We start from the raw sequence: 15,087 nt of genomic DNA on the forward strand, positions 1-15,087 counted from the left end.
ATGTTTGCCTCGGGGCGTGGGCCGATATGGCTGATGACTTCGCGGGCGCACACATTGCCGATCTTGGCGCAGGTTTCGTGATCGCGGCCCGTGGCCATGCCAAACAGGAACCCGGCGGCAAACTGATCGCCCGCGCCGGTTGCGTCCACCGGTACAACTTTCTCGACCGGAACGTCGACGCGTTGTCCTTCGCTCAGAACAGTTACGCCATCGCCGGACCGCGTGCACACGACCAGCGGGCAGATCGCCGCGGTTTTGGCAAGAGCCTCTTCCAGATCATCGGTTTCGAACAGGGATTTGATCTCGGCCTCGTTGCCAATGACAAAATCAAGCTCGTTTTCGATCAACAGCAGGAAATCGACGCGGTGGCGTTCCACGCAAAACGGGTCGGAAATGGCAATACCCGCCTTGCCACCGCCCCTGTGACAGGCACGCGCGGCCTCAAGAAACGCGGCTTTGCCCTTTTCCTTGTCGAACAGATAACCCTCCAGGAACATGATCTGGCTGTTGCCCGCGACGTCATCCGACACGTCCTGCGACGACAATTCCGAGGAAATCCCCAGATAAGTGTTCATCGACCGTTCCCCATCGGGCGAGACAAAGATCATCGAACGCGAGGTCGGCAGTTCGCCCCCGGGTACCGGAGGGTTCACGAAGTCCACGCCGTCCTCGTTCATCGCATCTGCGTAGAACCGGCCCAGAGCGTCGTCATGCACCCGCCCGATAAACGCCGAATCCAACCCCAGCGCGCCCGCGCCGGCGATCGTATTAGCGACCGAACCGCCCGGCGTCTGCACCCGACCCTCCATCGAGGCATAAAGCACTTCGCCACGCTCCTGCTCAATCAGTTGCATGATGCCTTTCTCGATGCCCATCAGCTCCAGGAAACTGTCGTCGGCTTGGGAAATCACGTCCACAACGGCGTTTCCGATGCCGGTCAGTTGGTAGGTTTTCATAGGTTCTTGTCCTCAAATTCGCAGAGATCGCGGATGATGCAGGTAGGGCACATAGGCTTGCGTGCTTTGCAGTGGTAGCGGCCATGCAGGATCAACCAGTGATGCGCATGCAGCTGAAAGTCTGTGGGGATATTGTCTTCGATGGCGCGCTCGACGGCGTCGACATTTTTACCCGGGCAAATACCTGTGCGATTGCCGACACGGAAAATATGGGTGTCGACGGCCTGTGCCGGGTATTGCCACCACATGTTCAGAACCACATTGGCCGTCTTGCGCCCGACGCCCGGTAGCGATTGCAGAGCTGCACGGGAATTGGGTACCTCGCCGCCATATTCGTCGACCAGAATACGGCTGAGCTTGATGACGTTCTTGGCTTTCTGGCGGAACAGACCGATGGTCTTGATGTGTTCGATAAGACCTTCTTCGCCCAAATCCAGCATCTTTTGCGGCGTGTCGGCGATCTTGAACAAGGCGCGTGTCGCCTTGTTCACGCCTACATCTGTGGCCTGCGCAGACAGGGCTACGGCGACGACCAGGGTATAGACGTTGACATGTTCAAGCTCGCCCTTGGGTTCAGGGTCGGCGTCATGGAACCGCGTAAAGATCTCGCGGATCTGGTGATATCCGAGTTGTTTTGCCATCCGCGCCTTAATGCCGTGTGATGGTCACAGGGTAAAGGGCATCAAGGCCGGGTTGCGACAAAGAAATGTGCCTCCTGCGGCACGACGAACACGCCGTCTTGCGCATATGGAAGCAGAAAGTCCGAAACATCGTTGATCACGTGTTCGGTTGCACCCTCGCCTTTCTGACGGATGTCGCTTTCTATTGGCAACGCTAGAATTTGGGCTCTTAAGTCCTCGAATCTGCGTTGCAGAGTGATTGCATCGTGTTCCACGACTGAAAACCCGGCGTCCTGTAATAATGAGGTGATCAAGTCACCGTCCCGGAAGGAAAACGGGGCCCGGGCTTTTTTCGCCGCGCTTTCGCCGACATGTCGGGCCAGAGCCTGAGCCAGTGCATCATTGAACGGCGATATTGCGCGCCAGCAGGTCAAACACAGGGAACCACCGGATTTTAACACCCGGTAAATCTCGGCCAATGCTGCGGGTTTGTCCGGGAAAAACTGCAACCCTTGCTGCAGGCAGGCGAGATCAAAACTCTGGTCGCCAAACGGAAGATTCGTCACATCGGCGGTGGACCATTCAAGATCGTGATCGGTCGGCGTTGCCAGGGAACGTGCCACCTCGATCATCGTTTGGTTCAAGTCAGCTCCAACCACACGACCTTTTCCGGGCAAATGCTCAAGAAGAACGCGGGTTAAGGCTCCAGTGCCGCATGCGACGTCAAGTAACTGACCGTTGGCGGGCAAGTTGAGGCGTCGAACCGTAGCCTCAGCCAACGGACCGAACATCGCCGGAACAGAATGCGCCTGATACTTTTGCGCAGCTGCATCGGACAGTTGGAAGGCGTCGATTGGGGGCATGGAAGCAATCTCCTGACCCAAAAGACCTTAACACAAGTCAGGCAGTCCGGAAATCGTCGGCGTCAATGCGCAGGTTTCGGGTCGCTAAATTACGGCCAATCCGACTATGCTCTTTGTAACAGAGCATGAGGTGAAACCATGAACGTCCAGACTCCTGAAAGCGGCTATCACTACAACGTCATGCGCCGCGCGATCGACCTGATTGATCAGGGCGGTGAAAGCTTGAGCCTAGAGGAATTGGCACGCCAGATGGATATGAGCCCCGCGCATTTCCAGCGCCTGTTCTCACGTTGGACCGGAGTATCGCCGAAACGCTACCAGCAGTATCTGACGCTGGGCCATGCCAAGGCACTGCTGCGGGAACGATTCACCACGTTGGAAACCGCGCACAACGTCGGCCTGTCCGGCAGTGGCCGTCTGCACGATCTGTTTCTGAAATGGGAATCCATGAGCCCCGGCGAATACGCGCGCAGGGGCATGGGGCTGACGATCTATTGGGGCTGGTTCGAATGCCCCTTTGGCCCGGCACTGGTCATGGGAACCGACAAGGGTATCTGCGGCATTGCCTTCGGGGCCGAAACTGGCGAAGAGGCGGCGATGGAGGATATGATTTCGCGTTGGCCAAAAGCGGATTTCATTGAGGATCCGATGCGTCTGCGCCCCTGGGTGCTGAGTGCCTTTGGCGCGGCAAGTGATCGGCTGGAACCAACGCCGCTGTATCTCATCGGTTCGCCTCTTCAAATCAAGGTTTGGGAGGCGCTGATGCACATTCCGTCGGGTCAGGTCACCACCTATTCCGAGATTGCGCAACGTGTGGGATCGCCACAAGCCGTTCGCGCCGTGGGTACCGCGGTTGGCCGCAACCCGGTCAGTTGGTTGATCCCGTGCCACCGGGCTCTACGCAAATCCGGTGGGCTAGGCGGCTATCACTGGGGCCTGCCAGTCAAGCGCGCAATGCTGGCATTTGAGGCTGCTCAGGCCGACGCGTAGTCACGTCAAAAACAAACGTCGCACCGCCGCATCCTGTGATAGTGAGAATCCATGAAGCAGGACAGCAGGCAGATCACACAGACATTCGCAGCGTGGGCGATTCCGGTTTCGGTGGCGGTTTTGCTGCTGAAACTATTGGCTTGGTGGGTGACCGGCTCGGTCGCTCTGCTATCGGATGCCCTGGAATCAGTGGTGAATGTCGCCGCATCGTTGCTCGCCTTTTTCGCAGTGCGGATATCGGGCATGCCCCCGGACAAAAAGCACCCGTTCGGGCACAAAAAAGCCGAATATCTGTCGGCGGTGATTGAGGGAACGCTGATCGTTCTGGCTGCGCTGCTGATCATTCGTGAGGCCGTCTATGCCCTGCCTAATCCGCATCTGGCCGGGGAACCGTTACTGGGTATTGCCATTAATGTGGGCGCCACCTGCCTGAATGGCATCTGGGCGTTTCTGCTGCTGAGGATAGGGCGACGTGAAACCTCACCTGCGTTGGTAGCAAGCGGAAAGCATATTCTGACTGACCTTATGACCTCGGTCGGGGTCGTGGTCGGGTTGCTGGTTGCGATGGCGACAGGGTGGCTGATCCTTGACCCCATCATCGCGATTCTGGTCGCCATCAACATAATATGGGAAGGATGGAAAGTTATCCGCAGTTCAGTCGATGGGCTGATGGATGCTTCGCTAACGGATGGGGAATTGACCTCTGTCCGCGAGACGGTCGCGGCCAATTTGGGTCCGGCACTGGAGTATCACGATCTGCGCGGTCGCAGGTCCGCTAACATGATCTTTGTTGAGTTTCACCTTGTTGTCGACGGCGACATGTCAGTCGCGGACGCGCATGAAATCTGCGACAACATCGAAGAGGCACTGGTTCGAAAATTTCCAGGTTCGGTCTTTGTCATCCATCTGGAACCAGACAGCGAGTTGAAAAGTGCCAGCGCCTGATTGACAGATACACTCGCTGGTGCCAAAGGTTTCCTTCAGGTTTGGGTCCCCTGCCGTTCGCTGCCATTTGGTATTGGTGAAACCCGATAGATGAACATCTGTTGCCCTTTTCTGGCGCGCGGATGGCAATGCGAACCCCGTCCTGAATTGGCGCCCGTTTTGGAAACGAGGCAAGAAATGACACGTTCAAAAAATATTGCTCCACTTGAGGAGCTAAAAGCGCAAGCGAAGCGACTAAGAGAGAGATTGCGCAGTGCAGGGGTCACGCTCTCGCACAGTGAATCGCTGGAAGTGCTGGCCCATCAACATGGGGTGCGCGATTGGAATACGTTACACGCAATGGCTGGAAACCGCATGCAGTTGCGTGTTGGTGACAGGGTTGAGGGGCTCTATCTGGGTCAGCCTTTCAGGGCGGAAATCCGAGGTATGACCTTGTTGGGAGACGGGTCGCATCGGCGCGTAACCTTGCACTTTGACGCGCCCGTGGACGTCGTCCAGTTCGACAGTTTCTCGGCCTATCGGCAGCGTGTGACCGGTGAGATTGGCTGGGATGGCCGGTCTGCGCGGCAGACTTCGGACGGCCAACCGCAACTGATCGTACGACCTGAATAGAAAAAGCGCGGCGGGTAACACCGCCGCGCCCTTTTACCAAGTTTGGATCTGAGGTTACTCAGCCGCCCAGCCGCCAACGGCTTTGACCTCAAGAAAGTCTTCCAAACCCCAAAGACCGCCTTCGCGCCCGTTGCCGGATTGCTTCATGCCGCCAAAAGGCGACCCTGCACTGCGCGACTGGCCATTCATCTCGACCATGCCGGACCTTAACACCCGCGCCATGCGGTTGGCGCGCGCACCATCCTGTGTCTGGACATAGTTGGTCAGACCATATGGCGTGTCATTGGCGATTTCGACGGCCTCTTCTTCGGTGTCGAAGGGAATCATGGTCAGGACCGGGCCAAAAATTTCCTCGCGCGCGATGGTCATATGGTTGTTGGCATCAGCAAAGACGGTCGGGCGTACATAATAGCCCTTGTTCAGCCCTTCGGGACGCCCGGTGCCTCCCGTCACCAAACGGGCGCCTTCATCTATACCTTTCTGGATCAGGTCCTGAATTTTGGTCCACTGAAGCTCGTTCACGACGGGGCCGATGTGACGTCCTTCTTCCTGCGCACTACCGACCGAAACCATGCTGGCCACCTCGGCCGCGGTTTCCACGGCCTGATCATAGATCGGGCGTTGAACCAGCATGCGGCTTGGGGCGTTACAGCTTTGGCCGGTGTTGTTCATCATGTGCAAAACACCGCGTTTGACCGCCTTATCATCCGCATCGGCAAAGACCACGTTTGCGCCTTTTCCGCCCAGCTCCAGATGTACCTTCTTCAAAGTATCGGCTGCGCTTTTCGAGATCGCGGTCCCAGCACGGGTCGATCCGGTAAAGCTGACCATATCCACATCCGGATGTGCCGACAGTTGCGAGCCGACGCCGACACCATCGCCATTCACCAGATTGAAAACACCGGCGGGGAATCCTGCCTCATCCATCATCTCGGCAAAGATCATCGCGTTCAGTGGGCTTTGCTCGGACGGCTTCAGAACCATTGTACAGCCGGCAATAGCCGCCGCGCCAACCTTGAGCGTGATCTGATTCATTGGCCAGTTCCATGGCGTGATCAGGGCGGCCACGCCGACCGCCTCATAAATAATCCGGTCATTGGGTGCGTGATCGCCCAGTGGGCGGTCGAACTGGAACGCTTTGGCTGCGCGTACAAAGTTTGCCAGGTGGTACATGCCCGCGCCGGATTGTTGGGTGCGCGCCATGTCGATTGGCGCTCCCATTTCAAGTGACATCGCCTGTGCCAGATCCTCGGAGCGGCTTTGGTAGATCTCGATCAGTTTTTCGACCAGTGCGATGCGGTCTTCGACCGGAGTGGCCATCCAGCCGGGCAGGGCGGCCTTTGCGGCCGCAACTGCGGCGTCGGTGTCAGCCTGCGCACCCAGCGAGATCACCGCACAAGGTTCCTCGGTCGATGGGTTGATCACCTCGAAATCATTTTCGACAGATGGGGCGACCCATGTTCCGTTAATGTAGAAGTTGCGTTTCTCGATCATCACGTATCCTCCTGATCCTGTGGCCCGGATGGCGGGAATTTGCGCCACTCTGGCACCGGCATACAAGCGTGGCAAGAAATAATTTGATCAAATTATTTTCCTCAAAAATGAATACCCTTTCAGGCCGTGAATGGTTTAACAATGGCGCAGAGTAATTAGGTTTCCCCAATCGACTCGGTTTTTTCACAAAAAGGAGATGCCCCATGGGTTTGCGCATCAATGACACCGTTCCGAATTTCACCGCAGAAACGGATCAGGGCACGGTTCAGTTCCATGACTGGATCGGCGACAGCTGGGCGATCCTGTTCTCGCACCCTAAAGATTTCACTCCGGTCTGTACTACCGAGTTTTCTGCGGTCGCGCAGTTGAACGATGAATGGGCAGCCCGCAACACCAAGGTGATGGGCGTCTCAGTCGATGGTGTCGAGGACCACAAGAAGTGGAAGAAAGACATCGAGGCGTATGGCAACGCCAACCCTGGTTTTCCGATCATTGCCGATGACGGCCTGGCCGTGTCCAAGGCGTTCGACATGCTGCCCGCCGAGGCGTACCTGCCCGATGGTCGCACGCCCGCCGACAGCGCCACCGTGCGTTCCGTATTCATCATCGGGCCGGACAAACAGCTGAAACTGTCGATGACCTACCCGATGACCGTGGGCCGTAACTTTGCGGAAATCCTGCGTGCGCTGGATGGTCTGCAGATGAGCGCCAAGGGCGTGGCTACCCCCGCAAACTGGGTGCCGGGCGAAGATGTGATCATCCCGCCTGCCGTGTCGAACGACGAAGCAAAAGAAAAGTTTGGTGAGTTCGAAACGATCTTCCCGTACCTGCGTAAAACAAAAGCGCCGAGCTAAAATAAATTCGGGCGGGGCTCAAAGCTCCGCCCGGTTCCAAAGCACTTTAAAACCCACTTAAGCGGCGGATCTTTGAGGGTGCAGATACAGTTTCCGACGATAAGCCGCGCGTTTGAATTCGCGCGTCAGCTTGTCGGCCAACGGCGGGCTTGCCTGAATGGTCGAACCGCCGATTTCCTGCGCGACTTCCTGATTGCCGCTGCCTTGCAACGATAGGATCGGTTGTCCTGTCACCCAGTGCATTTGCAGGAACGTGTCCACCGGCCGGTCGATTTTGTTGGTTATCGCAAGCAACCGTTCAGCTGCACGCCGCCCCACCATTTGACAGACGCATTGCAGACCAATGATCTTTGGCAGGATCAGACGCATTCCGTTTTGTTTTGCGAGCGTTCGCGCCGCATCCTCACGCTGCTTCACCGGAATTCGTATATAATGATCCGGGGTCGCAAGCGGTTCCAGCATTTCCAACGCATCAGCCATGCGGCATGGATCTATGCGCAGATCATCCTCGGTAATGATGGCGCGGTCGATCTTTTCATCGACCAGCTTGCGCCAGATTCGGCGGTGGCTTTCGAAAACCCCGATCTCGGCCGGGCGCAGTGGAAATGGATATCTGGGGCGGTACAGGTCGCCTGGAAACAACTGAACATCCGCGATCTGCGCGGGATCCTTCCCGTTGACGGCCTCGAATAGTTCTGCATTTGGCAGACTGGCACACAGCTGTTCGGCGTTGGGTCGCCGCGCTGTGCTTGCCGTCATATGGATGACAAATGTCTTCATGTCACAGTGCATAGAACACCGGAACGGGAGGGGGAAGAGAAACCCGAAAGAAACACTTCCCCGTGATGTGTCAGAATCCGTAGCGCAGGCCGAAATTGACGCTGAAAGCGTCGATGTCATCCTCAACCGTACCTGTGGATGCGCCGTTCGGCGCCAAACGTGCCGACGAAACATCGAATGCCCGAGTAAACCGGGTGTCCAGCGTCAAAGCGGTACTTGGGCTGATCTCGTAGGCAACGCCGGCAATGATTTGCGCCGCAAAGGTGGTGTCGGTGTCGTTAAGCTCGACGCCTGGTCCGTATGCAAAGTCCAGATCAGAATACGTAGCACCCAGTCCCAGACCGACATAAGGCGTAAAGGCTCCGGCCTGTTTGAAATCTACCAGCACATTAGCGAACAACGATGTTTGTGACACGTCGCCCGAAATGTTCCCTTCTGCACCAGGGCCGTTGCCCGAGAAATTGACGCCATCCACGTCATTGTCACGATACGACAGCTCAAGTTCGATCCGGGTGCCGATCTGATTGTTCGACCATTGCGGGATCTCTTTGCCGACGGCGATGCCAAGTCCGTAACCGCCGTCGAAGTCTGTGTCCACTGATTGCGAAGATCCGTTGACCGTGCCGCTGAAGTCGCTGTCCTGTAGCTGGCTGTACCCGGCAAAGCCATGTAAGTAGAGGCCCTCAGACAAGTTCTGTGCGGCCAGCGCGGATGCGCTGATCGTCAAGGCTGTCGTGGCGAGAAGAAGACGCGTAACCATGGCCATGTCCTTTGTTCCATAATTGGTATGGCGGACATGTGGGCAATAGAGGCCCAAAATAAAGGCGACAGCCGCTCACTTCGCTTCACAGTAGTTTGGGGGCGTGTGAGTGAATAAACTTGGCGACTACTCGGCACTTTGGGCCTCGGTGAAGTGATGGAAAGGCGGTTAGGCCGCCCGGTTCTGCATTTGCCCGATTTGTGTTAGGGTTGGGCGGGGCAATCAACAGGTATGTAAGCAAGACGTCGGGCATTCGGACTGTGTAGAACAGGAGAAGACGATGGCGTTTACAGATTGGTACGTTGAAGGTGATGCGTTCGGGAACTGCAATTGCGGCTATGCCTGCCCTTGCCAGTTCGAAGAATTGCCAACCCAGGGGCATTGCCGCGGTTTTGAAGTGCTTGAAGTGTCCAAAGGCCATTTTGGCGACATCGACCTTTCTGGAACAAAGGCGGCGCTGATCTATGCCTGGCCGGGTCCGATCTTTGAGGGCGGCGGCGAAATGCAAGTAATCATCGACCCAAGTGCCTCGGACGCTCAACGCGCCGCGTTGGAAAAGGTCTTTCATGGGGAAGAGACCGAAGAGATGGCGACGCATTGGCACGTCTTCCGTACGATGTGCGACAATGTTCACGAGACACTGTTTGTGCCGATTGATTTTGAGATGGACATGGAGGGGCGCACCGCCAGTGTTTCAATTGGTGACGTGTTGAATTCAACCGGACGTCCCATTGAGGCACCGCATGGCGGTGGTCCTCATCGCGTGCGGATCGACATCCCCGGCGGTATCGAGTTCACTCTGGCCGAGATCGGCAGCGCATCAACCAAAGCCGATGCCGCGATCAAGCTGGATTTGAACGACAGTTATGGACAGTGGCATGTGATGAAACACGGGCCGTCTGGCGTGGCGCACTGACGTTCTGGCCAGTTGACTTGTCAGCAAGGATCAGGCTGCAGCGGCTTCACAAGTCAGATGTTCGCTTTGACCAGCTTCGTTCATTTCCTGGCTTGGCTTAATGGGCCGCACGCGATCATAGATGATGTGGAAAAGGTAGGTGTAAACCGTGTAAGTCAGCGTCAGACCGACATTGAGCGCAAGCGCTGATCCCAGAGAATGCCCCCCCTACCATCATCAAAAGTGGGCAAGTGATCATGACTGCCGTAACCTCATGCAATGTGGCATGAAAAACGCGCACCGATTGGGGGCGTTTGCAGGCCAGCCGGGCCGTTTTATCCCGCTCAATCAGATCGAAAATGGTGTTGAAGATCGGGCACCAGATCATGATCACAATCGACAGCATAGTGATCATAGCGAACCCGTGCACCATCGATGCACCGGTCAAATACGCGTATACGGGCGAGACAAAAGCGATCCCTATCAATTCGAAACTGCCGGTCTGGATAATGCGTTCTTTGAAAGTCCTCAGTGTCATTTCACGCCTTTCAATACACAGGATCACGGTTCAGCCGAGCGATGGCCCGGCTGCTGAAAATACGGATGGTCTCAAGGGGTGGATTTTTTCCCTAACGTAACCTTTCATGAAGAAATACATCTGACTGTGAACTCGAACACATTCAGATATTTATGGCAAAAATTGACCGATCCGCCCTTGGCTGGGTGGTCATAGCTCGAAACGAAAAAAGGCCCCAGCGTTTCCACCGGGGCCTTGATCAATTGAAAGAAGAACAGATTACTCTGCGCTTTCCTCTTTCTTTTCTTTCTTCTCGGGAACGATCTCTTCGCCGGTTTCCTGATCGACTACTTTCATCGACAGGCGGACCTTGCCGCGATCGTCAAAGCCCAGCAGCTTAACTTTCACTTCCTGACCTTCTTTCAGAACATCCGACGGATGGTTCAGGCGGCGGTTTTCGATCTGGGACACGTGGACCAGGCCGTCGCGCTTGCCAAAGAAGTTCACGAAGGCACCGAAGTCGACGATCTTCACGACCTTACCGGTGTAGACCTGACCTTCTTCCGGCTCAGCTACGATCGAGTGGATCATCTCATAAGCCTTCTTGATCGATTCACCATCAGGCGAGGCGATCTTGATCACACCATCGTCGTTGATGTCGACCTTGGCGCCCGACACTTCAACGATTTCGCGGATGACCTTACCGCCCGAGCCGATCACTTCACGGATCTTGTCGGTTGGGATGTTCATGGTCTCGATGCGCGGGGCGTGGACCGAGAAATCGTTAGTCTCGGACAGAGCTTTGCCCATCTCACCCAGGATGTGCATCCGGCCGTCCTTGGCTTGTGCCAGGGCTTTCTCCATGATCTCAGGCGTGATGCCTGCGACCTTGATGTCCATCTGCAGAGAGGTGATGCCGTTTTCGGTACCCGCCACTTTGAAGTCCATGTCGCCCAAGTGATCTTCGTCACCCAGAATGTCCGACAGGATGGCATAATCGCCGTCATCTTCCAGGATCAGACCCATGGCCACACCGGCAACCGGTGCTTTCAGCGGAACGCCTGCATCCATCATCGACAGCGAGCCGCCGCAGACCGATGCCATTGAGGACGAGCCGTTGGATTCGGTGATCTCGGACACGATGCGGATCGTGTAGGGGAAGTCGGTTGCCGCAGGCAGAACCGCTTGCAGCGCACGCCATGCCAGCTTGCCGTGGCCGATCTCACGACGACCCGGGCCACCAACGCGGCCAACTTCACCAACCGAATAGGGGGGGAAGTTGTAATGCAGCAGGAAGTTCGATTTGAAGTTGCCGTGCAGCGCGTCGATGAACTGTTCGTCGTCACCGGTGCCCAGCGTGGTCACGGCCAGCGCCTGGGTTTCGCCGCGGGTGAACAGTGCGGAACCGTGTGTACGGGGCAGCATCGAGGTTTCTGCAACGATCGAACGGATATCGGTGGTCGAACGACCGTCGATCCGCTTGCCGCCTTTGACGACGTCGCCGCGCAGAATGCCTGCTTCGAGCTTTTTCATCGCGGAACCGAGGTTGCTGTCTTCCAGCTGCTCTTCGGTCAGCGCTTCCTTGATCGCTTCACGGGCAGCGGCAACAGCGGCGGTGCGCTCTTGCTTGTCGGTGATTGCGAACGCGGCGCGCATCTGCTCTTCACCGGCGGCTTTAACGGCAGCGGACAGCTCGGAGTAATCCGGCGCCTGGAAATCAAACGGCTCTTTCGCGGCTTCTTCGGCCAGCGAGATGATCAGGTCGATAACCGGCTGGATCTGCTCATGCGCAAAGTTCACCGCGCCTAGCATTTCCGCTTCGGACAGTTCGTAAGCTTCTGATTCAACCATCATCACGGCGTCTTTGGTGCCAGCAACAACCAGATCCAGACGCTGTTCAGGGTTCAGGCGCAGGTCCTGCATGTCGTCGACGGTCGGGTTCAGAACGTATTCACCGTCCTCGAAACCAACGCGGGCACCGGCAATCGGGCCACGGAACGGCGCGCCGGAAATAGTCAGCGCGGCGGACGCAGCGATCATCGCGACGATATCGGGGTCGTTGACCAGATCGTGGCTCAGCACGGTGCACATCACCAGCACTTCGTTTTTGAAGCCGTCAACGAACAGCGGGCGGATCGGACGGTCGATAAGACGCGCGGTCAGCGTCTCTTTTTCGGTCGGGCGCGCCTCGCGCTTGAAGAAGCCACCCGGAACCTTACCGGCGGCATAGTATTTTTCCTGATAGTGGACGGTCAGCGGGAAAAAGTCCTGACCCGGTTTTTGAGCCCGTGCAAAGGTCACGTTCGCCATGACGCTGGTTTCGCCCAGCGTGGCAATCACACTGCCGTCCGCCTGACGGGCAACCTTGCCGGTTTCCAGTGTAAGCGTCTCTTCGCCCCACTGCATAGATTTCTTTGTTACATCAAACATATGCGTATCCTAGATGGGAGCACTCCCGCCCCTGCGGGTCTCCCGTTTTGCATGGCGGCCCCATTGCCGCCGACCCAATTTTTACTTTCGTCTGAGTGCCGGGGTCAGGGCACAACGTCTCAGATAACGCGCGCATACATGAGATTGCGTTGAATTGAAAGAGGTCTCGCTAGCGGCAAGGATATTGCCTGAGTTTACAAAGGCCGCTCACGCGACTTTCGAAATGCCCGAATGTCAGTCGCTATTTCCAGAACTGGTGAAGTGGCTGTGACGTGTACAGCGCCGTCCCTGTCAAACTTCGAAAACGCCAATGCAATGACCGACCAGACCCACGAATTCAGCCACGGCAGTGCACCACTTGCTGCGATCCCCCTAAGAATAACCTCAAGATCAAAATTGGGTCAGCGCTGGGTCGTGGGGATAGAGACCACCGGCAACAGGATCGCAACAAGGCGAAAACCGCCGTGAGGATGCCGGAATAGAATTGCTGGAAAGTCGAAACGAAAAAGACGCTGAACAAAAGAAAAAAAACTGCGCCCAAACCCGTTAATGGAGAGTTGGATGCAAGGCGTACGCTAAAATCATTCGTATTCTCTTTTGTGAATGCATTTTGTGAAATTTCGATGCCAGTATAGGATGTTACCACTGAACCCGCGGTTGAAAAGACGGAAGCGCGCCAAGGGGGTATAATACTCATATCCGTCAGTCGGCCGAATACCTTGGCGTTTGCACCTATTGAACAGAGGGGCATCGTATGGCTCAGACTAAGAAAATGCTGGATCCGGATCCACGGATCTATGATTTCGAAACCGAATACGAGCTTGGGCAAGACAACGTCCGGCCATTCGGTCTGGATATCCACAACCCGGTCTTTTTGATATCGAGTATCCTGATCTTTGCGTTCGTTCTGATCGCTTTGGCCAACCAGGAGGGTACCGCGGCACTGTTTGGCTGGCTACGACCATGGCTCACCAGCACGTTTGACTGGTTCCTGGTCCTGTCGGTCGACGCAATCACGTTGTTCTGTCTTGTTCTGATCGTGTTGCCGGTTGGCAAGGTGCGGATCGGAGGCAAGGACGCAAAGCCCGACTATTCCTATGCCGGGTGGATTGCGATGATGTTCGCGGCTGGTATCGGCATCGGGTTGTTGTTCTTTGGAGTGATGGAGCCCGTCTATTACAATTTTGCCGAAGACGGTAACGCGGTGCCACTGGGCATCGACATCGCCGTTCCGGGCAATGAATATGCTGGAGTCGTCGGTACAATCCACCATTGGGGGCTGGAAGGCTGGGCGGTCTATGCCGCTGTTGGTCTAAGCCTGGCCATCTTTGCCTATAACCTTGATCTGCCCCTGACCTTGCGTTCAGCCTTCTACCCGATCCTCGGCGAACGCGTCTGGGGTTGGTGGGGCCATATCATTGATACCTTGGCTGTATTTGCGACGCTCTTTGGCCTAACCACCTCGCTGGGTCTTGGTGCGCAGCAGGTTGCGGCAGGATTGAATGAGGTGTTCGGTATCGAACCCAGCCCAACGGTCACAGTTCTGCTGATCATCGGTATCACGTTGATTGCGTTGGGTTCAGTCCTGATGGGAATGGATGCTGGCGTCAAACGGTTGAGCGAAATCAACATGATCATGGCCGTGGGCCTGTTTATCTTCGTGATTGTTGTCACTGGCGTCGGCACGGCCATCGCCCGGTATTTCAACGTGATGGTAGATTATGTGTTCCACCTACCGGCGCTGTCGAACCCGTTCGGGCGTGAAGACACCAGTTACTTCCACGGCTGGACGACATTCTATTGGGCCTGGTGGATCGCATGGTCGCCTTTTGTGGGCATGTTCATCGCCCGCATCTCAAAAGGTCGCACAGTGCGCGAGTTCATCCTTTGCGCCTTGCTGGCACCGACGGCAGTCTGTGCCTTGTGGATGTCGACTTTTGGCGGTGCCGCCATCGACATGCTGAACGCAGGTGGAGCCGAAGGTGTGCGTGCCACAGTGATCGACAGCTATGCCCCTGAAGGTGCGCTGTTCGGATTCCTCAAGGAGCTGCCGCTTTACAGTATTGTTGCGCCAATCGCCCTGGTCCTGATCGTGGTGTTCTTTGTTACCTCGTCGGATTCTGGTTCGCTGGTGATCGATACGATTACTGCGGGCGGCAAGATGGACGCACCGGTGGTTCAGCGCGTGTTCTGGTGCACTTTGGAAGGTCTGGTCGCCATTGCGCTGTTGCTTGGCGGGGGCCTCTCTGCTCTGCAAGGTGCTGCGGTTTCGACAGGTATCCCGTTCACCTTGGTGGTTCTGATCATGTGCTACTGCTTGTGGTTGGCGCTGAAATCAGAAAAAGCCAAGATGTAGGGCCTTGATCCAATA

General features: G+C 56.3%; 14 protein-coding genes and 1 pseudogene. 6 read left to right on the forward strand and 9 right to left on the reverse strand.

The features are described 5' to 3' along the window. Positions 1-26: 26 nt before the first annotated feature. The 3 genes and pseudogenes from GOW92_RS16740 to GOW92_RS16750 all read right to left on the reverse strand — a co-directional run. Positions 27-956, reverse strand: a pseudogene (locus GOW92_RS16740) (adenosine kinase); the annotation flags it as partial. Continuing rightward, positions 953-1,597, reverse strand: coding sequence for an endonuclease III (gene nth, locus GOW92_RS16745; protein WP_170562107.1), 645 nt, complete (start codon positions 1,595-1,597; stop codon positions 953-955). The gene nth and the pseudogene GOW92_RS16740, both read right to left, overlap by 4 nt. Before the next feature lie 41 nt (positions 1,598-1,638). Beyond that, positions 1,639-2,439 (reverse strand): class I SAM-dependent methyltransferase, encoded by an 801-nt coding sequence (locus GOW92_RS16750; RefSeq protein ID WP_170562110.1) that lies wholly within the window; start codon positions 2,437-2,439, stop codon positions 1,639-1,641. A gap of 138 nt (positions 2,440-2,577) precedes the next feature. Between GOW92_RS16750 and GOW92_RS16755 the strand changes: the two genes are divergently transcribed. The 3 genes from GOW92_RS16755 to GOW92_RS16765 all read left to right on the forward strand — a co-directional run bounded on the left by GOW92_RS16755 (position 2,578) and on the right by GOW92_RS16765 (position 4,986). Next, on the forward strand, positions 2,578-3,429 hold the full coding sequence (locus GOW92_RS16755) for a methylated-DNA--[protein]-cysteine S-methyltransferase (protein ID WP_170562113.1): 852 nt from the start codon (positions 2,578-2,580) through the stop codon (positions 3,427-3,429). A 51-nt stretch (positions 3,430-3,480) separates the two neighbouring features. Beyond that, positions 3,481-4,374 (forward strand): cation diffusion facilitator family transporter, encoded by an 894-nt coding sequence (locus GOW92_RS16760; protein WP_170562116.1) that lies wholly within the window; start codon positions 3,481-3,483, stop codon positions 4,372-4,374. A gap of 177 nt (positions 4,375-4,551) precedes the next feature. After that, positions 4,552-4,986, forward strand: a complete 435-nt coding sequence (locus GOW92_RS16765; RefSeq protein WP_170562119.1) for a glyoxalase superfamily protein — start codon at positions 4,552-4,554, stop codon at positions 4,984-4,986. 54 nt (positions 4,987-5,040) lie between these two features. On the opposite strand, the gene GOW92_RS16770 is transcribed toward GOW92_RS16765, so the two are convergent. Beyond that, on the reverse strand, positions 5,041-6,480 hold the full coding sequence (locus GOW92_RS16770) for an aldehyde dehydrogenase family protein (protein WP_170562122.1): 1,440 nt from the start codon (positions 6,478-6,480) through the stop codon (positions 5,041-5,043). 203 nt (positions 6,481-6,683) lie between these two features. Here GOW92_RS16770 and GOW92_RS16775 point away from each other — a divergent pair, with 203 nt between their 5' ends. Next, the gene (locus tag GOW92_RS16775; protein WP_058274981.1) at positions 6,684-7,334 is read left to right on the forward strand and encodes a peroxiredoxin; all 651 of its coding nucleotides are present in this window, start codon (positions 6,684-6,686) and stop codon (positions 7,332-7,334) included. Positions 7,335-7,391: 57 nt separating this feature from the next. Here GOW92_RS16775 and GOW92_RS16780 read toward each other — a convergent pair whose 3' ends face one another. Both GOW92_RS16780 and GOW92_RS16785 read right to left on the reverse strand, forming a co-directional pair. Continuing rightward, entirely contained in the window at positions 7,392-8,114 is a 723-nt protein-coding gene (locus GOW92_RS16780) for a glycosyltransferase family 25 protein (RefSeq protein ID WP_170562125.1), read from the reverse strand. A gap of 70 nt (positions 8,115-8,184) precedes the next feature. Next, positions 8,185-8,874, reverse strand: a complete 690-nt coding sequence (locus GOW92_RS16785) for an outer membrane protein (RefSeq protein ID WP_170562128.1) — start codon at positions 8,872-8,874, stop codon at positions 8,185-8,187. A 280-nt stretch (positions 8,875-9,154) separates the two neighbouring features. Between GOW92_RS16785 and GOW92_RS16790 the strand changes: the two genes are divergently transcribed. After that, on the forward strand, positions 9,155-9,790 hold the full coding sequence (locus GOW92_RS16790) for a DUF1326 domain-containing protein (RefSeq protein ID WP_170562131.1): 636 nt from the start codon (positions 9,155-9,157) through the stop codon (positions 9,788-9,790). A 30-nt stretch (positions 9,791-9,820) separates the two neighbouring features. On the opposite strand, the gene GOW92_RS25375 is transcribed toward GOW92_RS16790, so the two are convergent. The 3 genes from GOW92_RS25375 to pnp all read right to left on the reverse strand — a co-directional run bounded on the left by GOW92_RS25375 (position 9,821) and on the right by pnp (position 12,716). After that, a complete protein-coding gene (locus GOW92_RS25375; protein WP_170562386.1) occupies positions 9,821-9,985 on the reverse strand; it encodes a chlorhexidine efflux transporter in 165 nt (54 codons plus the stop codon). Beyond that, positions 9,906-10,307, reverse strand: coding sequence for a chlorhexidine efflux transporter (locus GOW92_RS16800; protein WP_170562134.1), 402 nt, complete (start codon positions 10,305-10,307; stop codon positions 9,906-9,908). The genes GOW92_RS25375 and GOW92_RS16800 overlap by 80 nt, the downstream gene beginning before the upstream one ends. A gap of 258 nt (positions 10,308-10,565) precedes the next feature. After that, positions 10,566-12,716, reverse strand: a complete 2,151-nt coding sequence (gene pnp, locus GOW92_RS16805) for a polyribonucleotide nucleotidyltransferase (protein ID WP_170562137.1) — start codon at positions 12,714-12,716, stop codon at positions 10,566-10,568. 754 nt (positions 12,717-13,470) lie between these two features. Here pnp and GOW92_RS16810 point away from each other — a divergent pair. After that, positions 13,471-15,072 (forward strand): BCCT family transporter, encoded by a 1,602-nt coding sequence (locus GOW92_RS16810; RefSeq protein WP_170562139.1) that lies wholly within the window; start codon positions 13,471-13,473, stop codon positions 15,070-15,072. Positions 15,073-15,087: the final 15 nt, after the last annotated feature.

This window comes from Ruegeria atlantica, from assembly GCF_013032505.1.
GTDB lineage: Bacteria > Pseudomonadota > Alphaproteobacteria > Rhodobacterales > Rhodobacteraceae > Ruegeria > Ruegeria atlantica_F.